At 60.7% G+C, this 25,788-nt stretch carries 14 protein-coding genes and 1 pseudogene; 12 read left to right on the top strand and 3 right to left on the bottom strand.

Translation table 11 applies throughout. The features are described from left to right. The first annotated feature begins 62 nt into the window (after positions 1 to 62). The 11 genes from glgA (at position 63) to ACEN8Z_RS18620 (ending at position 17,508) form a co-directional block, all read left to right on the top strand. Positions 63 to 1,646, top strand: coding sequence for a glycogen synthase GlgA (gene glgA, locus ACEN8Z_RS18570; RefSeq protein WP_495595192.1), 1,584 nt, complete (start codon positions 63 to 65; stop codon positions 1,644 to 1,646). Positions 1,647 to 1,658: 12 nt separating this feature from the next. Continuing rightward, on the top strand, positions 1,659 to 3,455 hold the full coding sequence (gene treZ / locus ACEN8Z_RS18575) for a malto-oligosyltrehalose trehalohydrolase (protein ID WP_495595193.1): 1,797 nt from the start codon (positions 1,659 to 1,661) through the stop codon (positions 3,453 to 3,455). After that, positions 3,452 to 5,530 carry a 4-alpha-glucanotransferase gene (malQ, locus tag ACEN8Z_RS18580; protein ID WP_495595194.1) on the top strand — a complete coding sequence of 693 codons (2,079 nt, stop codon included), beginning with the start codon at positions 3,452 to 3,454 and terminating at the stop codon, positions 5,528 to 5,530. Before treZ ends, malQ begins: the two co-directional genes overlap by 4 nt. After that, positions 5,527 to 8,322 (top strand): malto-oligosyltrehalose synthase, encoded by a 2,796-nt coding sequence (locus ACEN8Z_RS18585; protein WP_495595195.1) that lies wholly within the window; start codon positions 5,527 to 5,529, stop codon positions 8,320 to 8,322. The genes malQ and ACEN8Z_RS18585 overlap by 4 nt, the downstream gene beginning before the upstream one ends. Positions 8,323 to 8,343: 21 nt before the next feature. Further along, entirely contained in the window at positions 8,344 to 8,664 is a 321-nt protein-coding gene (locus tag ACEN8Z_RS18590) for a DUF2934 domain-containing protein (protein ID WP_495595196.1), read from the top strand. 232 nt (positions 8,665 to 8,896) lie between these two features. Continuing rightward, positions 8,897 to 11,059, top strand: coding sequence for a glycogen debranching protein GlgX (glgX, locus tag ACEN8Z_RS18595; RefSeq protein ID WP_495595197.1), 2,163 nt, complete (start codon positions 8,897 to 8,899; stop codon positions 11,057 to 11,059). Positions 11,060 to 11,275: 216 nt separating this feature from the next. Continuing rightward, on the top strand, positions 11,276 to 12,034 hold the full coding sequence (locus ACEN8Z_RS18600) for a PIG-L deacetylase family protein (RefSeq protein ID WP_495595198.1): 759 nt from the start codon (positions 11,276 to 11,278) through the stop codon (positions 12,032 to 12,034). A 231-nt stretch (positions 12,035 to 12,265) separates the two neighbouring features. Continuing rightward, positions 12,266 to 12,991 (top strand): endonuclease/exonuclease/phosphatase family protein, encoded by a 726-nt coding sequence (locus ACEN8Z_RS18605; protein WP_495598159.1) that lies wholly within the window; start codon positions 12,266 to 12,268, stop codon positions 12,989 to 12,991. 54 nt (positions 12,992 to 13,045) lie between these two features. Beyond that, positions 13,046 to 13,276 carry an autotransporter outer membrane beta-barrel domain-containing protein gene (locus ACEN8Z_RS18610; RefSeq protein ID WP_495595199.1) on the top strand — a complete coding sequence of 77 codons (231 nt, stop codon included), beginning with the start codon at positions 13,046 to 13,048 and terminating at the stop codon, positions 13,274 to 13,276. A gap of 299 nt (positions 13,277 to 13,575) precedes the next feature. Next, entirely contained in the window at positions 13,576 to 14,643 is a 1,068-nt protein-coding gene (locus tag ACEN8Z_RS18615) for an autotransporter domain-containing protein (protein WP_495595200.1), read from the top strand. 81 nt (positions 14,644 to 14,724) lie between these two features. Continuing rightward, positions 14,725 to 17,508, top strand: a complete 2,784-nt coding sequence (locus ACEN8Z_RS18620; RefSeq protein WP_495595201.1) for an RHS repeat protein — start codon at positions 14,725 to 14,727, stop codon at positions 17,506 to 17,508. Positions 17,509 to 17,648: 140 nt separating this feature from the next. On the opposite strand, the gene glgB is transcribed toward ACEN8Z_RS18620, so the two are convergent. From glgB to ACEN8Z_RS18635, 3 genes are all read right to left on the bottom strand, one after another. After that, positions 17,649 to 19,880, bottom strand: coding sequence for a 1,4-alpha-glucan branching protein GlgB (gene glgB, locus ACEN8Z_RS18625; protein WP_495595202.1), 2,232 nt, complete (start codon positions 19,878 to 19,880; stop codon positions 17,649 to 17,651). Positions 19,881 to 19,882: 2 nt separating this feature from the next. Beyond that, complete coding sequence (gene treS, locus ACEN8Z_RS18630) at positions 19,883 to 23,224, bottom strand: maltose alpha-D-glucosyltransferase (RefSeq protein WP_495595203.1); 3,342 nt, start codon at positions 23,222 to 23,224, stop codon at positions 19,883 to 19,885. 180 nt (positions 23,225 to 23,404) lie between these two features. Further along, a complete protein-coding gene (locus tag ACEN8Z_RS18635; RefSeq protein WP_495595204.1) occupies positions 23,405 to 25,399 on the bottom strand; it encodes an alpha-1,4-glucan--maltose-1-phosphate maltosyltransferase in 1,995 nt (664 codons plus the stop codon). A gap of 234 nt (positions 25,400 to 25,633) precedes the next feature. On the opposite strand from ACEN8Z_RS18635, the pseudogene ACEN8Z_RS18640 reads away from it, so the two are divergent. Next, positions 25,634 to 25,762, top strand: a pseudogene (locus tag ACEN8Z_RS18640) (DUF3203 family protein); the annotation flags it as partial. Positions 25,763 to 25,788 lie beyond the last annotated feature (26 nt).

A 25,788-nucleotide genomic window follows, 5' to 3' on the forward strand; every position in this document is an offset into this window, starting at 1 on the left:
AATTGGCCGTGAGACACCGTTTGCCAGACCTAAGAATTAGATCAACAACACGGGAGATTCATATGATCAGTACGGCTTTGGAAATACAGGGAGAGCGTGCTCATCAGATCGGCGAGTCGAGCGCCGTAACTGCCGCAAACACCCAACCCATCAGTGTTCCTGGCACCAGGACGCCGGCCCCGGTAGCCAAGCAGAATCCGAACCGTAAAAAAGTGTTGTTCGTCACCTCGGAAATTGCCGACCTGGTGAAAACCGGTGGCCTGGGCGACGTTTCCGCGGCACTGCCACGGGCCATGGCCCACCTGCACGATGTGCGGGTACTGATCCCGGGTTACCCGCAGGTACTGCACAGCGAGAACCCCATTCATATCATCGGTGAGCTCGGCGGTCATGCGGCGTTGCCACCGTGCAAGATCGGGCGCATGGACATGCCCGACGGTCTGGTCATTTACGTGTTGATCTGCCCCGAACTCTACGAGCGCGAAGGTTCGCCCTACGGCGCCAACAATGGCCGCGACTGGCCGGACAACCATATCCGTTTCGCCCGCCTCGGCCTGGCAGCTGCCGATATTGCCGCCAACCTCGCGCAAATCCACTGGTGCCCGGACCTGGTCCACGCCCACGACTGGCCGGCTGGCCTGGCCCCGGCCTACATGCACTGGCGTGGGCAGCGCACGCCGACGCTATTCACCATTCACAACCTGGCCTATCAAGGCGTGATCAGCCTGGGTTCGTGCCCCGAACTGGGCATTCCCCATCACGCGCTGCAACAGGAAGGCATGGAGTTCTACGGCAAGATGTCGTTCCTCAAGGCCGGCATGGCCTATTCGAGCCACATCACCACGGTCAGCGCGACCTACGCCCAGGAAATCACCACCCCGGAATTCGGCTGCGGACTCGACGGTTTTCTCGCCGCCAAGACCCAGCAAGGCCTGCTCAGCGGAATTCCCAACGGCATCGATGAAAGCTGGGATGCGGCGACCGACCCGCACCTGTTCTGCCCGTTCGAAATCGGCGACTGGGACGGCAAGGCCGTGAACGCTGCCCATGTCCGCGAGCTGTTCGGCCTGCAAGACTCCGAAGGGCCGCTGTTCGCAGTGGTTTCGCGTCTGGTCTACCAGAAAGGCCTGGACCTCACCGAAGCGGTCTCCGAGTACATCGTCAAAAACGGCGGGCAGATCGCGATCATCGGCCGTGGCGAGCCGGAAGAAGAACAGTCGATGCGTGAACTGGCTTTGCGCTTCCCGGGGCAGATCGGCGTGCGCATCGGCTTCAACGAAACCGACGCCCGGCGCATGTTCGCGGGCAGCGATTTCCTGCTGATGCCTTCGCGTTACGAGCCGTGCGGCCTGAGCCAGATGTACGCCCAGCGCTTCGGCTCATTGCCGGTAGCGCGCAATACCGGTGGCCTGGCTGACACCATCGAAAACGGCGTGACCGGTTTCCTGTTCGATGAATCCACTGTGCAGAGCTACCAGGAAGCCCTGAGCCGCGCGTTCAAGGTGTTCGCCTTCCCCGACCTGCTGCACGCCATGCGCTGCCGGGCCATGGCAGCGCCGTTCAACTGGTGCAAGGCGGTCGAACCCTACGCCGAGCTCTACGAACAGCTTGTGGCCAAGGCATTGGGGAAATCGAACAAACAGTAAGAGGCTTTCAAGATGCCGTTACGGACCCTTGAGACCTGGCCCCACGGCGCAATCATGCTGGATGCCGAGCACACGCGATTCGCGTTGTGGGCGCCAGATGCGTTCTACGTCAGTGTCGAACTGGAAAATGGACAGTCCTTGCCGTTGCTGCCCCAGGCCGACGGCTGGTTCGTGAGCAACACCCGCTGCCCGGCAGGCACGCGTTACCGCTACAGCATCGACGGTGAGCTGGAAGTGCCTGACCCTGCCTCCCGCGCTCAGGCCGGCGATATCGACCGGCACAGTGTGGTGGTCGATCCGTTGGCCTATGCGTGGCAACACAGTGCATGGCTCGGACGCCCGTGGAACGAGGCGGTGATCTACGAGTTACACGTCGGTGCGCTCGGCGGCTTCAGTGCCGTCGAGACGCATCTGGCGCGGCTGGTCGAACTGGGCGTCACCGCGATCGAACTGATGCCCATCGCGCAGTTTCCCGGTGAGCGTAATTGGGGTTATGACGGCGTCCTGCCCTACGCACCCCAGGCTTCATACGGCTCACCCGAACAACTCAAGCACTTGATCGACACCGCCCACGGCCACGGCCTGGCGGTGATTCTGGACGTGGTCTACAACCACTTCGGCCCGGACGGTAATTACCTGCATCGTTATGCCAAGGGTTTCTTCCGCGAAGACCAACACACTCCGTGGGGTGCGGCCATCGATTTCCGCTGCCGCGAAGTGCGGGACTTTTTCATCGAAAACGCCTTGATGTGGCTGCTGGAATACCGCTTCGACGGTTTGCGCCTGGACGCGGTACACGCCATCGAAGACCCGGATTTCCTTCAGGAACTGGCGCGACGGGTGCGCGAGCAGACGGGACCGGCGCGGCATGTCTGGCTGATGGTGGAGAACGAACACAACCAGGCCAGCCTGCTCGAACAGGGTTACGACGGGCAATGGAATGACGACGGCCACAACGCCTTGCATGTCTTGCTGACCGGCGAAACCGATGCCTATTACGCCGACTACGCGCAAAACCCCACCGAACAACTGGCGCGCTGCCTGAACCAGGGTTTCGCGTTCCAGGGCCATCTCAACCGCCATGGTGTGGCGCGGGGTGAACCCAGCGGGCATTTGCCGCCCGGCGCATTCATTTTGTTTTTGCAGAATCATGATCAGATCGGCAATCGCGCCTTCGGCGAGCGCCTGCATCAACTCGCCCACCCGCAAGCGCTGCGGGCCGCCACGGTGTTGCTGCTGTTGTCGCCGATGATTCCGCTGCTGTTCATGGGCGACGAGTTTGCCGTCGAACAACCCTTCCTGTTCTTCACCAGCCATCATGGTGAACTGGCGAAGCGGGTACGCGACGGCCGGCGCAACGAGTTCGCTGCGCTTAGCGCGTTTGCGGACCCTGACCTGCGCGAACACATTCCGGACCCGAATGATCCGCAGACGTTTGCAGCATCCCGCCCTGTCCTGCCATCGACCGGCCATTGCGAGATGCACGACCTGTATTGCCGACTGTTGCAGATCCGTCACCGGCTCATCATCCCGCGCCTGCCGGGCGCCCAGGCACTGGGCAGCGACGTGCTGGGCGAAGGCGCGGTCAGCGCAGCCTGGCGTTTGGGCGACGGCAGCCAATTGCGCATTGACCTGAACCTCAGCGACAGGCCCGTAGTCCACACCTCACAGTCCGGCGCCGTGCAGTTGTTCGAATACCCGCCACAGAGCACCGACCTGCTGGCCCAAGGCACCCTTGCCCCGTATTGCGCGCTCGTCAGCCTCGCCGCCGCAGCCCCCCTTGCTACCTCGTATGGAGAGCGTCCATGAGTGATGCGCAACTGGAAATCCTGGCCAGCCGTGCCGGCCTCGCGGTCGACTGGATCGACGCCAACGGTCGCCCGCAAAAAGTCGCGCATTCGGTGTTGCGCAACGTGCTGACCGGCCTTGGCCACCCGGCCGGCAGTGCCCAGGAAATCGACGCCAGCCTGCTGGAATTGCAGGCGGCGCAACAAACGCACCGCTTGCCGCCATTGATCACCGCCGATGTGGGAGTGGGCCTGGATCTGTCACGTTACTTCAAGCCTGGAACCCCTTGCGAAATCCACCTCGAAGACGGTTCGCGACTCAACCTGAAACTGGACGCCAACGCGGTGTTGCCGGGATTGGTACCGGTCGGCTATCAACAAGTCAGCATCGACGGACAAACCTTCACCCTGGCCGTGGCCCCGTCCCGCTGCTACAGCGTGGCCGATGCCGTGGACAATCCGATCCCGCGTGCCTGGGGCCTGAGCGTGCAGCTGTATGGATTGCGCCGCCCCGGCGATGGCGGGTTTGGTGACACCCAGGCACTGGAGGACCTCGCCCGGGTGGCCGGTGAGCGTGGCGCCGAGGCGCTGGCGATCAGCCCGTTGCATGCGATGTTTTCCAGTGACACCCAACGCTACAGCCCGTATTCGCCGTCCAGCCGTTTGTTTCTCAACAGCCTTTACTGCGCCCCCGGCGCCATTCTCGGCGAACGCGCACTGCGTGCCGCCATTGATGCAACCGGACTGGCAAAAGAACTCAAGGAGTTGGAAGAGCGTCCGTTGATTGACTGGCCGGCCGCCGCCGAAGCCAAGCATCGGGTGTTGCAGTCGCTGTACGAAGGTTTCGTCCACGGCGAACACCCGTTGCACGAAGACTTCAGCAGCTTTCGTCACGCCGCTGGCGAAGCCCTGGAAAACCACTGCCGCTTCGAGGCCATCCAGGAGGCTCGCGCCGCCCGCGGTGAACACCTCGACTGGCGGCAATGGCCCGAACCCTGGCGTAACCCGCGCAGCGCCGAACTGGCGGCATTTGCCGAAGAAAATGCCGGGCGCATCGGCTTCTTCGCCTTCTGTCAGTGGCTGATCACCCGCTGCCTGGAGCGCGCGCAAACCGCCGCCCGCGCCAGCGGCATGAGTATTGGCCTGATCGCCGACCTGGCCGTCGGCGCCGATGGCGGCGGCAGCCAGGCCTGGAGCCGCCAGGACGAACTGCTCGCCTCCCTCACCGTCGGTGCGCCGCCGGACATTCTCAACCGCAGTGGCCAGGGCTGGGGGATTTCCGCGTTCTCCCCTGAAGGCCTGGTACGCAATGGTTTCCGGGCCTTCATCGAAATGTTGCGGGCCAATTTCGCCCATTCCGGTGGCTTGCGCATCGACCACGTCATGGGCTTGCAGCGTTTGTGGGTGATCCCCAACGGCTCGCCGCCGGCCGACGGTGCTTATCTGTATTACCCGGTGGACGATCTGCTGCGTCTGCTGACCCTGGAATCCCATCGCCATCAAGCCATCGTCCTCGGCGAAGACCTCGGCACCGTGCCGGACGGCCTGCGGGAAAAACTCATCGCCCGTTCGATACTCGGCATGCGGGTATTGCTGTTCGAACAGGACAACACGCACTTCAAACCCATCCTCGACTGGCCGGACAACGCCCTGGCGACCACCAGCACCCATGACCTGCCCACCCTCAACGGCTGGTGGCATGGCCACGATATCGACTGGAACGCCCGGCTCGGCCTGGTCGATGCCAGCGCTGAAATCGAATGGCGCCAGCACCGTGAACGTGAGCGCGAAGGCCTGCGCCGGGCGTTGAGCCAGGACCCGCAAAACTTTCGCGAAGAGTCCCACGAAACCGACCAGGTGCTCGATGCCAGCGTGCGTTTTCTCGGCCATACCCGGGCACCTTTGGTGCTGTTGCCGCTGGAAGATGCCCTTGGCGTGGAACAACAGGCCAATCTGCCCGGCACGATCGATACACACCCCAACTGGTCGCGGCGCCTGCCCGGTTACAGCGAAGCCCTGCTCGATGGACCGGATGCCGCGCGGCGTCTGGAACTGCTCGCCTGTGCGCGACTTCAGGCGGCCGAGCGTGATCGATGACTCAAGTGCTGACCCGCCCGCTGCGCGCCACTGTGCGGCTGCAATTTCATAAAGGCTTCACGCTGGAAGATGCAGTGCCACTGGTGCCGTATTTCGCCCACCTCGGCATCAGCCATGTCTATGCCTCCCCGCTGTTGCGCGCCCGCGCCGGGTCCCTGCATGGCTATGACGTGGTGGACCCGACCAGGGTCAACCCGGAGCTGGGTGGTGAGGCAGCGCTGCGCAGCCTGGTCAGTGCCTTGCACGGGCAGAACATGGGCTTGATCCTCGATATCGTCTCCAACCACATGGCGGTCGGCGGCAGTGATAATCCCTGGTGGCTGGATTTGTTGGAGTGGGGGCGCCTGAGCCCCTACGGCGAGTTTTTCGATATCCAGTGGCACTCCCCCGATCCGTTGATGGAAGGCCAGTTGCTCCTGCCGTTTCTGGGCAGCGACTACGGCGTCGCGCTGCAGGACGGCACCCTGCCCTTGCGATTCGATGCCTGGCACGGCACGTTCCATGTCGAGCACTATGAACACCGCTTTCCCATTTGCCCCAGCGATTACGGCGAGTTGCTCAGGGTCGATGCACCGCTTGATGCGCAACAGGCCGAACAACTCAAGACCCTGGCCGATCGCTTCAGCACCCTGAGCTACCAGACCGACGCCCGCAGCCTGGCCATGCCGCTCAAAGCAGAACTGCGCGATCTGGTCAGCGATCCGCTCATTGCTCAGGCCATTGAGCAACACTTGAAAAACTACGACTCACTCACCGGCGAAGGCTTCCAGCGCCTGCACAACCTGCTGGAACGCCAGAGCTATCGCCTCGCCAGCTGGCGCACGGCCGCCGATGACATCAACTGGCGGCGCTTCTTTGATATCAATGAACTCGGCGGACTGCGCGTCGAGCGTCCCGCCGTGTTCGAAGCCACCCACGCGAAGATCTTCCAACTGGTGGCGCAAGGGCTGATCGACGGGTTGCGCATCGACCACATCGACGGCCTCGCCGACCCGCGAGGCTACTGCCGAAAACTGCGCCGCCGGGTGGACAGTCTGTCGGCGGGCCGCCACTTGCCGATTTATGTTGAAAAGATCCTCGGCGAAGGCGAAACCCTGCATCGCGACTGGTCGGTGGACGGCACCACCGGCTACGAATTCATGAATCAATTGTCACTGCTGCAAACCGACCCTCAGGGTGCACAGGTGCTGACCGAACGCTGGAAGCGCCACAGCGAGCGGTCCGCCGACTTTTCCCAGGAAGCACAACTGGCCCGCCAGCAAATCCTCAACGGTTCCCTGGCCGGGGATTTCGAAAGCGTCGCCCAGGCCTTGCTGCAAGTGGCCCGGGACAATCTCATGACCCGCGACCTGACCCTCGGCGCCATTCGCCGGGCCTTGCAAGCGCTGATCGTGCACTTCCCGGTGTACCGCACCTACATCAGCGCCCTTGGCCGTTCGGCCCAAGACGAGGTGTTTTTCCAGCAGGCCATGGACGGCGCCCGTCAAACCCTGGGCGAAGCGGACTGGCCGGTGCTCGACTGCCTGGCCGGCTGGCTTGGCGGTGAGCCCTGGCGGCAGCGCCCGGCCGGTCGCCCGCGCAAACGCCTCAAGCACGCCTGTGTACGCTTCCAGCAACTGACCTCGCCAGCCGCAGCGAAAGCGGTGGAAGACACCGCGCTCTATCGTTCGGCAGTCCTGCTCTCGCGTAATGACGTTGGCTTCAACACCGAACAGTTCGGCGCAGCGGTCGCCGACTTTCATCAGGCCTGCATCGAGCGCCTTGAGACCTTCCCGGACAATCTGCTGGCCAGCGCCACCCACGACCACAAGCGCGGCGAAGATTCACGGGCGCGGCTGGCGGTCTTGAGCGAACGCAGCAGGTGGTATGCCGACCAGATCGGCCTCTGGCGCGCCCTCGCCCGGCCATTGCGCGATGACGATCAAGTGCCATCGGCGGGCGATGAGTTGATTCTGTACCAGACGATCCTCGGCAGTTGGCCGCTGGAGTTGGGTATCGACGATCCGCCAGCGCTCGAGGACTACGCAAAACGCCTCTGGCAGTGGCAACGCAAAGCCCTGCGTGAAGCCAAACTGCAAAGCAGCTGGAGCGCGCCCAATGAGACTTACGAGCAAGCGAGCGAGGACTTCATCCGGCGCCTGTTGCTCAGCCCCGAAGGTGAGCTGTTGCGTGCCGCCCTCGCCAAGGCTGCCCGGTCGATTGCCGTCCCCGGTGCGCTCAACGGTTTGGCGCAAACCTTGCTGCGCATGACCGTGCCCGGCGTGCCGGATCTTTATCAAGGCAACGATTTCTGGGACTTCAGCCTGGTCGATCCGGACAATCGTCGACCGGTGGATTACACCCGCCGCCAGCAGGCGATGCAGCCAACGGTTGATCCACCTGACCTGCTGGCGAACTGGCGTGACGGGCGCATCAAACAAGCCTTGATTGCGCGCACCTTGAACCTGCGTGCCGAGCATGCCGAGCTGTTTCGGCGTGGCACTTACCAGGCCCTGGAAGTGGTGGGCAACGAGGCCCATCGAGTGCTGGGTTTTGTCCGTGAACGGGAGGGAAAACGCGCCATCGTGATTGTGCCGATACGTTGTGCCGAACTGCTGGAAAACAGTGCCGAACCGCAGGTCCACGCGCCGCTATGGGGCGATACCCGGGTCAAACTGCCGTTCACCGTCCCTGACGAACATCTGCAGGGACTTTTTTCCGGCATCACAGTCACAAAACACAGAGAGCTGCTGATCAGCGCCGCGCTGGGGGATTTCCCGGTCAATCTCTTTATTCAAACTACCTACACTTGAGTTCAGTTCAGGAGCATTGCGATGAGTACCGACGATAAACGCATCCGCGAATTCGCCTATCAGATCTGGGAGTCCGAAGGAAAACCCGAAGGTCAGGAAGCCCGTCACTGGGAGATGGCGTGCAAACTGGCAGAAGCCGAAGCCCTGGCTCCGAAAAAACCGGCTAAAGCAGCGGCGAGCAAAACCCCGGTCAGCAAAACGGCCAATGGCAAGGCTGGCGATGCCAAGGTCGCCACGCCAAAAACCAAGGCCAAACCGGCGGCGGCTTCAAAAGTGATCCCGCCGGGAGAAAAGGCCGTCGAAAAAAAGCCCCGGGCGCCGCGAAAACCGCCCGCGGTTTGAATAGGTCTTGAGGCCCCTTCGTCGGAACGCCGCCCGGAGCAAGCCCGCTCCCACAGTGTTTGATGGTGTGGCTGCCATCTGTGGCGACTCGCAGGTCCCTGTGGGAGCGGGCTTGCCCGCGAAGAGGCCATCACTTCCAGCATTGATGTTGCCTGACACACCGCCTTCGCGAGCAAGCCCGCTCCCACAGGTTCCAATGCTGATCAGCGAGTATTTGTAGCCAGGAGCACTTATGACCAGTCCAAAGAAAGCCTCCGCGCCAGCCCCTCGTGCCGAAACCACACGAATCCGCGAAGGCCTGCCCTTTCCGCTGGGCGCCACCTGGGATGGACTGGGAGTCAACTTCGCCCTGTTTTCCGCCCACGCCACCAAGGTTGAATTGTGCCTGTTCGACGACACTGGCGAGGTGGAACTCGAACGCATCGAACTGCCCGAATACACCGACGAGATCTATCACGGCTACCTGCCCGACGCCCATCCGGGGCTGATCTACGGCTATCGCGTGTACGGTCCGTACGACCCGGCCAACGGTCATCGTTTCAACCCCAACAAACTGCTGATCGACCCCTACGCCAAACAACTGGTCGGCAAGCTCAAATGGTCCGAAGCGCTGTTCGGCTACACCATCGGCCACCCCGACGCCGACCTCAGCTTCGATGAACGGGACAGCGCGCCCTTCGTGCCCAAGTGCAAGGTCATCGACCCGGCGCACACCTGGGGCCACGATCATCGTGTCAGCGTGCCGTGGGACAAGACCATCATTTATGAAACCCATGTGCGCGGCTTCAGCATGCGTCACCCTGCCGTCCCCGAAAACGTGCGCGGCACGTTTGCCGGGTTGATGGTCGATGATGTGGTGGAACACATCCGCAAGCTCGGCGTGTCGACCGTGGAGTTGCTGCCGATCCACGCGTTCGTCAACGACCAGCATTTGCTGCACAAGGGCATGACCAATTACTGGGGCTACAACAGCATTGCCTTCTTCGCCCCCGACCCGCGTTACCTGGCCAGTGGCAAGATTGCCGAATTCAAGGAAATGGTCGCGCACCTGCACGAAGCCAATCTGGAGGTGATCCTCGACGTGGTCTACAACCACACCGCCGAGGGCAACGAACAAGGCCCTACCCTGTCCATGCGCGGCATCGACAATGCGTCCTACTACCGCCTCAAGCCCGATGACAAGCGCTTCTATATCAACGATTCCGGCACTGGCAACACCCTGGACCTGAGCCACCCGTGCGTCCTGCAAATGGTCACCGACTCCCTGCGCTACTGGGCGTCGGAAATGCACGTGGACGGCTTCCGCTTCGACCTGGCGACCATCCTCGGGCGCTATCACGACGGTTTCGACGAACGCCACAGTTTCCTCGTGGCCTGCCGCCAGGATCCGGTGCTGCGCCAGGTCAAACTGATTGCCGAACCCTGGGACTGCGGTCCCGGCGGTTATCAGGTCGGCCGCTTTCCGCCGGGGTGGGTCGAATGGAACGACAAATTCCGCGACACCGTGCGTGGGTTCTGGAAAGGCGACAACGGGCAACTGGCGGACTTTGCCAGCCGCCTGACCGCTTCGGGCGAAATGTTCAACCAACGTGGCCGACGGCCCTACTCATCGGTCAATTTCGTCACCGCCCACGACGGTTTCACCCTCAACGACCTGGTGTCGTACAACGACAAACACAACGAAGCCAACGACGAAGACAATCAGGACGGCAGCAACAACAACCTGTCGTGGAACCACGGCGTCGAAGGCCCCACCGACGATCCCGAAATCAACGCGCTGCGGCATCGGCAGATGCGCAATTTCTTCGCCACCCTGCTGCTGGCCCAGGGCACGCCGATGCTGGTGGCCGGCGACGAATTCGCCCGCACCCAGGACGGCAACAACAATGCGTACTGCCAGGACAGCGAGATCGGCTGGGTCAACTGGGACCTCAGCGAAGACGGCAAGGCCCTGCTCAAGTTCGTCAAACGTCTGATCAAGTTGCGCCTGACGTACCCGATCCTGCGCCGTGGGCGTTTTCTGGTGGGCAATTACAACGAGGACATCGGCGTCAAGGATGTGACCTGGCTGGCGCCGGACGGCACGGAAATGACCACCGAGCATTGGCACGATGCGCACAACCGATGCCTGGGCATGCTGCTCGATGGCCGCGCCCAGGAAACCGGTATTCGCCGCAAAGGCGTCGACGCGACGTTGATGCTGGTGGTGAACGCCCATCACGACATCGTCAATTTCCGCCTGCCGGAAGTGCCGGACGGCGGTTTCTGGACGTGCATGATCGACACTAACCAGCCGTCGATCCGCGGCCAGGAACGCTTTGAGTTTGGCCACGAGTATTCGGTCACCGGCCGCTCGTTGCTGCTGTTCGAGTTGCAGCATGAGGAAGAAGAGTAACGGCGAGGTTCAGGAATTTACGACGCCACTGCCGTAGAGCGGAAAAATCACATTGGTCAAGTTCGCGATGCGACGAATAGCGCGACATGAGCAATACTCGATGCGCGGCCATCCAGGGTTGGGCTTGTCGCACATTGCTATCAACGAGCCTTCACGGGTCTGCCGGGCCTGGATCGCCCACGACTGAAGGCGAAGCAGAACAAGGACGTACTACCGATGAAATTCGTTTCCGTCAGCGAAGCCAGCCTGCCATCACAAATCTGGAACAGTGCCCCGCAACTGGACAGCATTCCGGTTATCAGCACCCAAACCCTGGTACCCACCGGCGCACGCGCGGTGCTGATTGCCCCGCACCCCGGCGATGAAGTCGTGATCTGCGGCGGCCTCCTGCAACTGCTCAGCAATCTGGGACACCCGCTGCAATTGATTTCGATCACCGACGGCAGCGCCAGCCATCCGGGCTCTCGGCAGTGGTCGGAAAAACGCCTCAGCGTATTTCGCCCTCAGGAAAGCGTGGAAGCCATCCGCCGACTCGGGTTGCCGATGCACAGCCTGAAGTGGATTCGTGGCGGGTTTACCGATAACGCGCTGGTGGAACACGAAGAGCAGATCGCCCAATTCATCACACGCTACCTGCGCCCCGGTGATGTGGTGTTCAGCACCTGGCAAGAGGACGGCAACGTCGATCACGACACCGTTGGCCGCGCCAGCTCCAGGGCGGCAGCCAACGCCGGGGCAACCTACAACGATGTACCGCTCTGGGCCTGGCACTGGCCGGCACGGGACCGGGAGCTGATTCCCTGGCATCGTGCCCGCAAGGTGCGCCTCGATACCTGGACCGTCGCCCGCAAGAGCCACGCCACCCACGCCTACGCCAGCCAACTCGACGGCGAACCGGCCATCGGCCTCGCACCGTTGTTGCCCCGGGCGCTGCTGGAACACATCCGTTTGCCTTATGAAATTGTCTTCGTCTAAGCCCACTGCACTTTTCTGTAGGAGCGAGCTTGCTCGCGAAAAGCCTGAGAGCGCCGCAGAGTGTCAGATTTGGCGCGTCGGCGTTAAAGGCAAACTGAACTGCCCGTCCATGCGTCAGTCGCATGCATAGGCAGCCCCCGAATCAGAGGAGTGAATGTGGCCAGTAATTCCAAGCGGCAAACAACTGAATCGGTGCCGTTGAGTACTCCCACGGACATCCACCGACTGCGCATGCTGACGGTCAACACCCACAAGGGGTTTACCGCACTCAACCGGCGTTTCATCCTCCCTGAATTGCGTGAAGCGGTGCGCAGTACGTCGGCAGACCTGGTGTTTCTGCAAGAAGTCGTCGGCGAGCATGACCGCCACTCTTCCCGCTACAACGATTGGCCACAAACTTCGCAATATGAGTTCCTTGCCGACAGCATGTGGAGCGAGTTCGCCTATGGACGCAATGCCGTCTATCCCGACGGTCATCATGGCAATGCCCTGCTGTCGAAATACCCGATCCGCGAGTACCGAAACCTGGACGTTTCCATTACCGGCCCGGAACGTCGCGGCTTGCTGCACTGCGTGCTGGACGTGCCGGGGCATAGCGAAGTCCATGCCATCTGCGTGCACCTCAGCCTGCTGGAAAGTCACCGTCAACTGCAATTGCAATTGCTCTGTCAGCTCCTTGAGTCCCTGCCTGAGCAAGCGCCGGTGATCATTGCCGGCGACTTCAACGACTGGCAGATGCAGGGCAACGCCGCCCTGGCCCGCCGCGATGACTTGCACGAAGCCTTCGAACGCCACCATGGCCGCCCGGCCAAAACCTACCCCGCGCGGTTTCCCTTGCTGCGTCTGGACCGCGTCTACCTGCGCAACGCCAGCAGCCACGAGCCGCAAATACTCGGGAACAAGCCGTGGACGCACCTTTCTGATCATTTGCCGTTGGCGGTGGAAGTGCATCTCTGAATCACGGCCATTCAGTGCGAACTGCCCTGCAGTGGCCGGTAGCTGGAGACTCACTTGCGGGCCAACATCTGGCACACCTTCACCGGTACCGATACGGTCACCTTTGACCATGTCGATCAAATCGAAACCCGACAACGAACCTCGTCCGCCGACCTCGGTATCGGCATGGTGCTGAGCGTTGCGGCTTCGGTCAGCGTGTACCCCGGACTCGACTACACCAGCAATATCGACAGCAACCAACAACGGGAAACATTCGGTAACGTGGGTGTTCGGGTGAAGTGGTGAGGGTTGAAAACCGCTCTGAGCCGAGGTTTTTTTGACGATTTTTCGAACAAACAAGAACTTAGAGATACGTCATAAATCAGTCACTTAAACCATTACCACTGATCGGCGATTCTCTTGACTCGACCGTTTCGGTCTTCTTGACTTCACGTTACTACCCCCGGAATTACCACCAGGACCAGCCGCAGGCTCCCGTAAAAACGGGCAGCCCGTGACACTTCCTAATCCATTCGGTCGCCCCTCATTCGGGGTAGGAGAGACGCCAGAGCGAGATTGCGCATGCGACTACAAGGCAGACCTCCATGAAAATTTCACTCACCCCACAAGAGATCAAAGTCATTTTTTGCACGGTGTCGAGTTCACTCCTGCTGTGTTCCTCCTTCGAAGTGCAAGCCGCCACTGCCGAGCAAGACACAGCCCCGTGGTATCGCCAGGACATCCCGACGCCCGGTTTGTCTAACATCGCAATAACCTATCCCGGTCAATTCAGCGCCCATCCCGATTTACGCAGTTCCAGCCTGACCACCGAAGACGCCGCGCCCACGGCCTGGGACCAACTCTACGGCCAGCCCTCTCGCCAGGCACAAACCGATTACCTATCCCCGGCGCTGGCCGTCCCCGGCACCAATCAACTCAAAGGCCCGGCGATCCTCACCCTGCAAAGCGCCAGTGGCCATACGCACCGGGTTGGCCTGGTCGGCGGCACGAGCCAGTTCCAGCTCAATCACAACGGCGTGCAAGTCACCCCGGCATTGTCCGAGCCCAACAGCGACACGCTCAACCTCCAGGGGCAAAGCCTCGGCGCCTATTGGAGCCTGACCGGGTCGCAAGGCTGGCACGTCGACCTGACCGCCAGCGGTGGCCGGGTCAGCGGCTTCAGCCGCAACGAGCAAGGGACCCGAAGAGCCACCGAGGGCCGCGCGATGACGCTGTCGGTGGAAGGTGGCTTCCCCATCGGCCTGGGCGAAAACTGGGTGATTGAGCCCCAGGCACAGTTGATCAATCAGCGCATCACCCTGGACACCCCGTATGCCGGATCAGGCAACGCGTCTTCCACTGACCTGAACTCGTGGAGCGGCCGGGTCGGCGCGCACTTGAAAGGCAGTTACGCCATCAACGGCCTGCCCGTCGAACCCTACGTGCGGACCAACTTGTGGCACACGGTGTACAGCGGCAACACCATAACCCTCGATCAGGTCGACAAGATCAGTAGTAGCCGCAGTTCCTCAACCGTCGAACTGGGTCTGGGCCTGGTCGCCAGGGTTACCCCGACCGTGAGCCTGTACGTCAGCGCCGACTACAGCAGCGACGTGGACGACAACGATCTGAACGGCTTGATTGGCAGCCTGGGTGTGCGGATGCGCTGGTAAAAACTGGTATTTCTTACAGTATCCAAGGCGCTGGTGGTGATGCATTGTGAAGACAGAACACCCTGATCAAGGTCATCACCGATGCCTGTGGATTATGTGCATAGCAGCACCCCTACCCTTGCGGTCATGGACCCACGGGGTCTGGCGCTCCGGGCGGTGCAGTTCCACCGGCGGCAGGCGGCCGATCCGGTTGAAGCACGGGTGACGCATCAACGGTTTGACGCTTCCGGCCGGCCTGTGGCCAGTCGTGATCCGTATCTGTTTGCCTTGGCTCAGAGCGATGGGTTGGTGCCGGCCAACCTCAGCCAGGTGTTCAGTTTGTCTGGCGCACAGTTGTCGAGTGACAGCGTGGATGCGGGTTGGCGGGTGGCGTTGCACGGTGCGGCCGGGCAACGCGTCGAGGCTTGGGATGGCCGTGGCAGTCACTCGTTCACAGAGTTCGATGAACTGCTGCGGCCGGTGGCCGTACATGAAGATGGCGAGAGTGTCGCTGAGCACGTCCTTGAGCGTTTTACTTATGCGGGAGTTGATGCCGACGCCGCCTCGCGCAATCTGTGTGGCCAGTTGATTCGCCATGACGATCCGGCCGGCACCGTGCACCTGAAGGAACTGGGAATCGGTGGCGCGGTGCTGCAACAGACCCGGCACTTTTTGCGCGATACCAATGTGGTGAATTGGCCCCGCGATGTACATGAGCGCGATGCATTGCTTGAACCCGGCGACGGCGCCACCACCTCACAGGCCTACGCACCCGGCGCCGAGTTGCTCCGGCAAACGGATGCGCTGGGTAACCGCCAACACTTTGCCTACACCGTGACCGGCGAGTTGAAAAACACCCGGCTGGCCCTGGCCGGTGAAGGCCGGACAGAACGGACCCTGGTCAGTGACCTTCACTACAACGCCTCTGGCCAGATCGAGGCGGAAACCGCCGGCAACGGCGTGATCACCCGCCACCGGTACGACCCGGCGGATGGCCGCCTCATTGGCTTGAGCGCGCACAAGGCCAATGGCACGCCACTGCAGGACCTGAAATACGGCTACGACGCGGTCGGTAACGTCCTAAGCATCGAAGACGCCGCCCAAGCGATCCGCTACTTCAACAACCAACGCATCGAGCCGATCAAGACCTATCGCTACGACACCCTCGATCAACTGATCGAAGCCAGCGGCCGGGAAGCCAAAGCCGGCCACGGTGGTCCCGCCCTGCCCGACCGTCAACCCCTGCCACTCGACCCCAACCAGATCGCCAACTACACCCAGACCTTCCACTATGACGCCGGCGGCAATCTGCTGAACCTGGTACACGTCGGCGCCCAGTCCCACGGCCGCACTTTGACTCGCGCCCAGTACAGCAACCGCTGCCTGCCCGAGCGCAACGGCCGGCCACCGACTGAAGCGGAACTGGCCGCCGGTTTCGATGCCAATGGCAACCTGCGTGAACTGCAGGCCGGCCAGGTGCTGGAGTGGGATTTGCGCAATCAACTGACCGTCGTGCGCCCGGTGGTGCGCGAAGAGGCTGAGGACGACTACGAACGCTATCTCTACGACGGCGGTGGCCAACGTGTACGCAAGATCCGTGCGACCCAGACCAACACCCGCACACTGATCAGCGAAGTACGCTACCTGCCCGGCGTGGAAATCCGCAGTCACGGCGGCACCGGTGAAATTCTTCATGTGATCACCGCCAGTGCAGGCAGCAATAGCGTGCAGGTGCTGCATTGGGTCGCCAAAAAACCGGATGACATCGCCAACGATCAGGTGCGTTACAGCCTCAACGACCACCTGCAATCCAGCGCGATGGAACTGGATCAGAACGCCGACCTGATCAGCCAGGAATGGTATTACCCGTTTGGTGGTACGGCCTGCTGGGCGGCTCGTTCGGCCACTGAAGCCGAGTACAAAACCGTGCGCTATTCGGGCAAGGAGCGGGACGCGACGGGGCTTTATTACTATGGGTTCCGGTATTACGCGCCGTGGTTGCAGCGGTGGATTAATCCGGATCCGGCTGGATATGTAGATGGACCAAACTTATACAAAATAACACATAACAACCCGACGACCTTTGTGGATGATGACGGACTTATTACAAAAGAGGATCGTGCACTAATGCGTCAACTTGAACAAAACGAACCAATAAAGGCTCGAGGCATGAGGGCTATTGCGAAATACAACCCAGATCTCGCGAACAGAATAAAAACCGGCCTAGACGACGCTAAGCTCCGTATTTCCAACGCTATCGAGGCTATAAAAAAAATAGTTAACAATGAGGATGACGGCACCTACGAAGGAATCGTTCGAGACTTTATGGGGAGCGCTGCAACTCCACCAGAGATACTGGATACCATGAACCAGTTATATGCTTTCAGCAAACAATATGGTCACAACTCAAAAAGAATAGTTGCCCTCGATATAAAGAAGACCGATAACAATGGCAAAACCCCATCTTACGCATTCGTAATCCCAGAGTCACCAATTAAAAATATTTACATAAATTCCACCTCACTTAATACCTCCCAAGAAGATTTCTCCGCGACATTAATTCACGAACTAACTCACATTTTCGACGGCATGCTCACAGACGATTTCTACTACATCTTTGACAAAAATGGCACGAGCACATACAACGCCCAACTGGAGGCCTTTGATTGGCTAGAAGGCAAAAACAAGCTGAAAATAGACAGCGACATGGAAGAGGCCTTCATGTCAGTTGCTGAAGTGAACGACATGCCATCAGCACTAAACAAATACCAATCAGACAGGAGTTTCAGGGAGTTAATCTCGAAAGGCAATGCCGACTCATGGGCGGAAATGATTGCTACACTTAGTAATAGGATTTCCACACCAAATCATCATTTTTTTGTATAGCGCAAACATGATACGCATTCAAAATTACGTGTACCGCGGCCCTCCTGGTTTACGGATGGCAATCTACCTTTACAGCAAATACATCTGAGTGCTTCCCCATGTCACATACGCCCAACCTGGGGAAGCACTTCCAAATTACGTTACCCCTCCGGCCTTAACATCAACACCGCCAACGGCGGCAAATTCAGCATCAACGACAACGCCTGCCCATGGCTCGGCGTTTCCTCGGCCGCCACCCCGCCACTGTTGCCGTAATTGGAACCGGCATAGATAGACGAGTCGCTGTTGAGCACCTCGCTCCACTGCCCGGCAAACGGCACCCCGACGCGATAAGCCTCGCGCGGCACCGGTGTGAAGTTGGCCACCACCAACACCGGCTTGCCGTCCTTGCTCCAGCGCAGCCACGCATAGACGCTATTGATCGCATCATCGCCGATCAACCACTGGAAACCCTGCGGCACGTCGTCCTGCTCGTGCAGCGCCGGCTCTTCGCGGTACAGGCGGTTGAGGTCGCCCACCAGTTTTTGCACGCCTTTGTGTTCGGGGTACTGCAACAGGTACCAGTCCAGTTGCTGGTCGTGGTTCCACTCGCGCCACTGGCCAAACTCGCAGCCCATGAACAACAGCTTCTTGCCCGGGTGCGCCCACATGAAACTCAGGTAGGCCCGCAGGTTGGCGAATTTCTGCCAGCGGTCGCCGGGCATTTTGTCGATCAGCGAATGTTTGCCGTGCACCACTTCGTCGTGGGAGATCGGCAGGATGAAGCGTTCGGACCAGGCATACACCAGGCCGAAACTCAGCTCGTTGTGGTGATGGGCGCGGTAGACCGGGTCTTGCTGGATGTAATGCAGCGAATCGTGCATCCAGCCCATGTTCCATTTGTAGGCAAAGCCCAGGCCGCCCTGTTGCGTGCCCTGGCTGACACCCGGCCATGCGGTGGATTCTTCGGCGATCACCAGAGCGCCCGGCGCTTCCAGTGCCACGACGTCGTTGAGGTGGCGCAGGAAGTCGATAGCCTCCAGGTTCTCCCGCCCGCCATGGCGGTTCGGTACCCATTCGCCGGCCTTGCGCGAGTAGTCGCGGTACAGCATCGAGGCCACTGCATCGACGCGCAGGCCGTCGACGTGGAAATGCTTGAGCCAGTGCAGTGCCGACGCCAGCATGTAGCCGTGCACTTCGGTGCGGCCGAGGTTGTAGATCAGCGTGTCCCAATCCTGGTGGAAACCTTCCTGCGGATTGCCGTACTCGTACAGCGCCGTGCCGTCGAACTGGGCCAGGCCGTGGGTATCGGTGGGGAAATGCGCCGGCACCCAATCGAGAATCACCCCGATATCGGCCTGGTGGCAGGCGTTGACGAACGCGGCGAACTCGTCCGGGGTGCCATAACGCGCACTCGGGGCGAATTGCGACAGCAACTGATAACCCCACGATCCGCCGAAGGGGTGCTCCATGATCGGCATCAGTTCGATGTGGGTGAAACCGAGGTCTTTCACATAGGGAATCAGTCGCTCGGCCAATTCGGGCCAGGTGTATTGCCGGGCCACTTCACCAAGATCATCCAGTTCGCATTGCCATGATCCGGCATGCAGCTCGTAGATCGACAGCGCGGCGGTCGGGCGCTGGCGTTCGCCACGGGACAGCATCCAGTCGTGGTCCTGCCAGTCGACCTTCAGCGGCGAAGCGACTTTCGACGCGGTGTCCGGCGGCAGGCTGGTGGCCAGCGCCACGGGATCAGCCTTCAACGGCAGAATACCGTGGGCGCCGAGAATTTCGTATTTGTAGGCATCCCCCGCTTGCAGGCGCGGGATGAACAATTCCCAGACACCGGTGGGATGACGCAGGCGCATTGGATGCCGGCGCCCATCCCAGACGTTGAAATCACCGACCACCGACACCCGCCGGGCATTCGGCGCCCACACGGCGAAACGCACGCCGTCGACACCGTCCACGGTCTTGAGTTGCGCGCCCAGGCAGGCACTGAGGTCGCGGTGATTGCCTTCGGCAAACAGGTACAAGTCCATTTCGCCCAGCAACGGGCCGAAACTGTAGGGGTCTTCGGCCGTTTGCTCGCCGCCGGCCCAACGGGTGCGCAGCAGATACGCTTGCGCATGGTCGAAATGCCCGACAAACAATCCCGGTGTCGCTGTGGCTTGAAGATGACCGAGCTCTTCGCCGGACGCCCTGGCCAGCACCTGCACACTCAGGGCGCCCGGCAGATAAGCGCGAATGAACTGCCCGCCAGCGCCATCGGCGTGAGGGCCGAGAATCGCAAAAGGATCGATATGCTCGGCGCGCACCAATGCATCGATATCCCGCGCGCTGGGCAGCAGCGCTTCTTTGTAATGACCCTGTTCCTTGTTCGAGACACTCATGACTACTCTCCACCCAGATCGGAAAAGGGTTTAAGCCCACTTAATAATCCATATAAACCGTGCAACGGCACGGGCAACCAGGTAGGGCGATTTTCCGCCTCATAGGCTACTTCATACGCCGCCTTCTCCAGACCGTACAACGCCAGCGCGGCATCCTCGCCTTCGGGATCTTGCCATGCATGGGCAATACTAGCTGCCGCCAGCCGATAAGCGTCGACAAATGCTTGTCGCGCCTCGCTCAAGTAGCGATCGGTCACCCGCAAACGCGCAGCATCGGTCGCCGCGGTGTTATCGACGTTCTGCACATTGATCGCCATCGCCGCCGCATAATCGAAGGAACGCAGCACGCCGCTGACATCCTTGAACGGGCTGTGTTTGCCCCGTCGTTCATGCAATGGCCGCGCCGGTTCGCCTTCAAAGTCGATCAGGTACGCATCGCCCTTGATCACCAGCACTTGCCCCAGATGCAGGTCGCCGTGCACACGAATGCGCAAGCCGCCCGCGGTCTTTTTTCCCAACGCTTGCACATGACCGAGAATGGCTTTTTTGTTGTCCAGTAAACGGCCAACCAGGGTCTGGTCCGCCGGGTTCAGTTGATTTTTATGCTGTTTGAGCAAGTTCAGTGCATGCTCGATTTGCGCCGCTATATCCTTGGCCGAGGCCAGTGCCTCCTGCTGCGTGGTGACCTGCGGCAAGAAGTCCGGGTTGGCGCTCGGTGCTGCCAGCACCTGATGCATTTCCCCCAGTCGCCGGCCCAGCATAGCGGCGAAATCTTTCAATTCGGCGAGCGCGTTGTAATGCTGTTCCTGCTCGGACACCGCGTCGGCCAGCTCATCGCGCAGCGCCCGCTCGAGGTTGTTCCGGGTCCACTCCCAGGCGTCGCCCTGATTGCTCAGATAACCTTGGGCGATCATCAGCAGGTTGTCTTCACCCGCTGCATCCCGACGCACCACGGCCCCCAGCAATGGCGAAATATTGCCGAACCCGGCGTCGGTCAGGAACGCGCTCATTTCCAGTTCCGGATGCACCCCGCAGGCAACCTTGCGGATCAGCTTCAGCACCAGGCTGTTGCCGATCACCACCGAGCTGTTGGACTGTTCGGCGGACAGGTAGCGCACCGGGGACTCTGCGTTCAGGCCGAGTTTTTCCAGCTCGGCGGTGGACTCGAAGCGAATCTCGCCATCGCTGCAGGCCAAGACGCTGCCGGCCTGTAAGCCTTGCAACACGGCATGCACAAAGCTTTCCAGACTGAAGGCATCGGTGATCAGGCCGACCTGGCGTCCGCGCCGTACCCGCGACAACGCCAATTGCTGCGGCAACGGCGTACCGACCTGGTCCTCGGAGATAAAGCCGAACGGCAACTGGTAGCGACTGCTCTGGCCACCGCTGGTGACGTTGATCTCACTGAACAGCACCGGATGCTGCGGATCGCCGAAACGCACGCCATAGGCCAGATCGACCTGCTCGATGGCGGCGTCCTTGCCGGCGAACCAGCGGCGGTTCTGCAACCAGTTCGGCAGGATGTTTTGCTCCAGCGTGGTCCGTGACGGCGCTTCCAACAGTTCTTCCATGCGTTTTTTCAGCACCAGCGTGGTGAAGTCCGGCAGGCTCTGTGCGGGTTCCACGTGCCAGCTCGGCATCTGGTTTTCCGCGGCGAGACCGAACCAATAGAAGCCATAAGGCGCCAGCGTCAGGAGGAAATTCAACTGGCCGATGGGCGGGAACGCGTTACCCCCGAGCATCTCCACCGGCACCATGCCGACGTAGGCCGACAAATCGAGCTCGGCGGCCTGGGCACTGCGCGACACGTTGGCCACGCACAGAATGATTTCGTGTTTACCGTCCGCCCCGGTGTATTCGCGGGTGTAGGCCAGAATCCGCCGGTTGCTGGGCGACAGCATTTTCAACGTACCGCGCCCGAAGGCCTTGGATTGCTTGCGCACGGCGAGCATGCGCCGGGTCCAGTTCAACAGCGAATGCGGGTCGCCAGCCTGGGTTTCGACGTTGACCGACAGATAACCGTATTGCGGATCCATGATGGGCGGCAACACCAGGCTGGCCGGGTCGGCGCGGGAGAAACCGCCGTTGCGGTCGATGGACCATTGCATCGGCGTACGCACGCCGTCGCGATCGCCGAGGTAGATGTTGTCGCCCATGCCGATCTCATCACCGTAATACAGGGTCGGCGTGCCGGGCATCGACAGCAACAGGCTGTTGAGCAGTTCGACCCGGCGTCGATCACGCTCCATCAGCGGCGCGAGGCGACGACGAATTCCCAGGTTGATTCGCGCACGGCGGTCGGCGGCGTAGTAATTCCACAGGTAATCGCGCTCCTTGGCGGTGACCATTTCCAGGGTCAGCTCGTCGTGGTTGCGCAGGAAAATCGCCCACTGGCAGTTGGCGGGAATGTCCGGGGTCTGACGCAGAATGTCGGTGATCGGGAAGCGATCTTCCTGGGCCAGGGCCATGTACATGCGCGGCATCAACGGAAAGTGAAAGGCCATGTGGCATTCGTCGCCGTTCAAGCCTTTTTTATCGCTGTCGCCGAAATACAGCTGGGTGTCCTCCGGCCATTGATTGGCCTCGGCCAGCAGCATGCGATCGGGGTAGTTGGCGTCGATTTCGGCGCGGATCTTTTTCAGGACGTCATGGGTTTCCGGCAGGTTCTCGTTGTTGGTGCCGTCGCGTTCGATCAGGTAGGGAATCGCGTCCAGACGCAAGCCGTCGATGCCCATGTCGAGCCAGTAACGCATCACCGACAGCACCGCTTTCATGACTTGCGGGTTATCGAAGTTCAGGTCCGGCTGGTGGGAGTAGAAACGGTGCCAGAAGTACTGACCGGCGACCGGGTCCCAGGTCCAGTTGGACTTTTCGGTGTCGAGGAAAATGATGCGGGTGCCGTCGTATTTCTGATCGTCGTCCGACCATACGTAGAAATCCCGCGCCGCCGAACCGGGCTTGGCCTTGCGCGCACGCTGGAACCACGGGTGCTGGTCGGAGGTGTGGTTGATGACCAGTTCAGTGATCACCCGCAGGCCGCGTTTGTGCGCCTCGGCAATGAAACGCCTGGCATCGGCCATGGTGCCGTAGTCACTGTGCACGCCACGGTACTCGGCGATGTCATAGCCATCGTCGCGCCGTGGCGAGGGATAGAACGGCAGTAACCAGATGGTGTTGACGCCAAGGTCGGCGATGTAATCGAGCTTGGCGATGAGGCCCGGAAAGTCGCCAATCCCGTCGTTGTTGGAATCGAAATAAGATTTGACGTGAACTTGATAGATCACCGCATCCTTGTACCAGAGCGGGTCCTTGATGAACGTGGCTGCCTTGGGTTTCTTCGCCATGTGAAACTCCTGGTGAATTCGAAAGTTCCGCCGGGCTGATCACTCGACTCAAACGCAGTGAGATTTCTGTGGGAGCGAGCTTGCTCCGGGCGGCGATCCGACGATGGTGAACTGTCTGACACATTGATGCTGGGTGTGCTGACGCCATCGCGAGCAAGCTCGCTCCCACAGGTTCAGCGTCTAGGCGGTAATGCGCCAGATCCCGAACGGCTGGTACGCCGGGTCGATCCGCATGTATTGCTGCTTGCCGTGCCACGTCCAGCGATGGCCATTCATCAAGTCTTCGCCCTGGGTGCTGGCGTTGTCGGGCAAGCCCATTTCCCACAATGGCAACTCGAAGTTCGCTTCCTGCACGTTGTGCGGATCGAGGCTGACCGCCACCAGAATGAAGTTGCTGCCGTCAACGCTGCGTTTGCCAAAGTAGAGGATGTTGTCGTTCCAGGCGTTGTAGACCTTCAGACCCAGATGCGTGTGCAGCGCCGGGTTTTGCCGGCGAATGCGGTTGAGCTGGGCGATCTCGGCAATGATATTGCCCGGCGCATTGAAGTCCCGCGGGCGGATCTCGTACTTCTCGGAATCGAGGTATTCCTCCTTGCCCGGCACCGGCGCCGACTCGCACAACTCGAAACCCGAGTACATGCCCCACAGGCCCGAGCCCATGGTTGCCAGTACGGCACGGATAAGAAACCCGGGACGCCCGGAGTCATGGAGGAACGCCGGATTGATGTCCGGCGTATTGACGAAAAAATTCGGCCGGTAGCATTCGCGCCATGGCGATTCGTTGAGTTCGGTGAAATAACTCGCCAGTTCGGCCTTGGTGTTGCGCCAGGTGAAATAGGTGTAGCTCTGGGAATAACCGACCTTGCCCAGGCGCGCCATCATGGCCGGGGTGGTAAAAGCTTCGGCGAGGAAGATCACCTCGGGGTACAGCGCCCGTACATCGGCGATCAGCCATTGCCAGAACGGCAGCGGCTTGGTGTGCGGGTTATCGACGCGAAAGATCTTCACGCCCTCCTCGACCCAGCCCACTACGATGTCGCGCAGTTCCAGCCACAGGCTCGGAATCGCCTCGGGGGTATAGAAGTCGACGTTGACGATGTCCTGGTATTTCTTTGGCGGGTTCTCCGCGTATTTGATCGTGCCGTCCGGCCGCCAGTTGAACCAGCCGGGGTGCTGCTTGAGCCACGGATGGTCTTGGGAACACTGGATGGCAAAATCCAGGGCGATTTCCAGGCCATGGGCCGCAGCGGCCGCCACCAGTCGGCGGAAGTCTTCGCGGGTACCCAACTGCGAGTGAATCGCCTCGTGCCCGCCCTCTTCGCTACCAATCGCATAGGGACTGCCCGGATCATCGGGACCCGCCGTCAGGGAATTGTTCGGGCCTTTGCGGTAGCTGCGCCCGATCGGGTGGATCGGCGGGAAATACAACACGTCGAATCCCATGTCCTGGATCATCGCCAGCCGTGAATGCACGTCATTAAAGGTGCCATGGCGCGCCGGACTGTCGGTGATCGAACGCGGAAACAATTCATACCAACTGGCGAACTGCGCCAGCTCGCGTTCCACATCCACCGGGTACTCCGGGCTCAGGCTCAGGTAGGCGCGATGATTGACGCGGGCCATGAGGTCGGCGCTACGCTGGTGCAGAAACAGTGCGATCTGCTCGGTTTCGAGCAGTCCTGACAGTTCATGGTGCAAGGCCGCCAGTTGCTCGCTGAGTTGCCCTTCGCTGCGTTCGGCGGCCTGCTGGACATCAATCCGGCCTTCCTGCAACTCCAGACTGACGGGCACGGCAGCCGCATGCTTCTTTTCCAGCTCGTAGCGAAAACTGGCGAACTGATCGATCCAGGCTTCGATACAGAACAGATAACGGCCCTGGCTGTCGACACGGAACTGCCCTTGCCAGCCATTGTTGCCCAGATCATTCATGACCGCGCTTTGCCAGACGTCCTCGTCTTCAGCCCGCCAGCGCACCCGCACCGCCAGTTTGTCATGCCCGTCGGCGAAGACCTTGGCCGTCACCACCACGTCCTGCCCCACCACGGCTTTCACGGCAAACTGCCCGCCCTCAAGGGTAGGCATGGCGTTTTCAATGACAATTCGCGGCAGCAACAACGCCTGCGACAGCGGCATGTGCGGGTTGTAGCTCAACTCAGTCGGTTTTTCAGCCGTCATCGAGCCTCTCTCCTTACGCCCCATGGACGCGCTTGTATCGGGTCGAAGTGCCCGTCGGGCCGTTCGCCCCGGAATGCACTCACTTAGATTCCGAGCGACAGCCGTCGGGAAAGTTTCATCAGCAATGTCCGGAATCAAGTCCTTCGCGCAGCGGTCAACCAACCAGTCCACCTACTTAAGCACGACTCACGCCATGTGCCACTGTAGGCTTGAACGATGAACAATACATTCCCGGCCGTGGACATCGAAGGCCGGCGTATCCATATCACCCTCACCGAAGCAGAAGCTGACGTATTAACCGTCGCAGGCGCAGTGGATGGACGGCGGCACTTGAAGGCCACCGACAGTGATTCGGTGAATTGACTGACATTGATCAACATCCGCCACAG

Source organism: Pseudomonas sp. Pseusp10 (genome assembly GCF_059492225.1).

Coding starts and splice junctions, on each gene's coding strand:
- ACEN8Z_RS18615 (WP_495595200.1), top strand. CDS start 13,576: ATGAAAATTTCACTCACCCCACAAGAGATCAAAGTCATTTTTTGCACG.
- ACEN8Z_RS18635 (WP_495595204.1), bottom strand. CDS start 25,399: ATGACGGCTGAAAAACCGACTGAGTTGAGCTACAACCCGCACATGCCG.
- glgA (WP_495595192.1), top strand. CDS start 63: ATGATCAGTACGGCTTTGGAAATACAGGGAGAGCGTGCTCATCAGATC.
- ACEN8Z_RS18585 (WP_495595195.1), top strand. CDS start 5,527: ATGACTCAAGTGCTGACCCGCCCGCTGCGCGCCACTGTGCGGCTGCAA.
- glgX (WP_495595197.1), top strand. CDS start 8,897: ATGACCAGTCCAAAGAAAGCCTCCGCGCCAGCCCCTCGTGCCGAAACC.
- treS (WP_495595203.1), bottom strand. CDS start 23,224: ATGGCGAAGAAACCCAAGGCAGCCACGTTCATCAAGGACCCGCTCTGG.
- treZ (WP_495595193.1), top strand. CDS start 1,659: ATGCCGTTACGGACCCTTGAGACCTGGCCCCACGGCGCAATCATGCTG.
- ACEN8Z_RS18620 (WP_495595201.1), top strand. CDS start 14,725: ATGCCTGTGGATTATGTGCATAGCAGCACCCCTACCCTTGCGGTCATG.
- malQ (WP_495595194.1), top strand. CDS start 3,452: ATGAGTGATGCGCAACTGGAAATCCTGGCCAGCCGTGCCGGCCTCGCG.
- ACEN8Z_RS18590 (WP_495595196.1), top strand. CDS start 8,344: ATGAGTACCGACGATAAACGCATCCGCGAATTCGCCTATCAGATCTGG.
- ACEN8Z_RS18605 (WP_495598159.1), top strand. CDS start 12,266: ATGCTGACGGTCAACACCCACAAGGGGTTTACCGCACTCAACCGGCGT.
- glgB (WP_495595202.1), bottom strand. CDS start 19,880: ATGAGTGTCTCGAACAAGGAACAGGGTCATTACAAAGAAGCGCTGCTG.
- ACEN8Z_RS18600 (WP_495595198.1), top strand. CDS start 11,276: ATGAAATTCGTTTCCGTCAGCGAAGCCAGCCTGCCATCACAAATCTGG.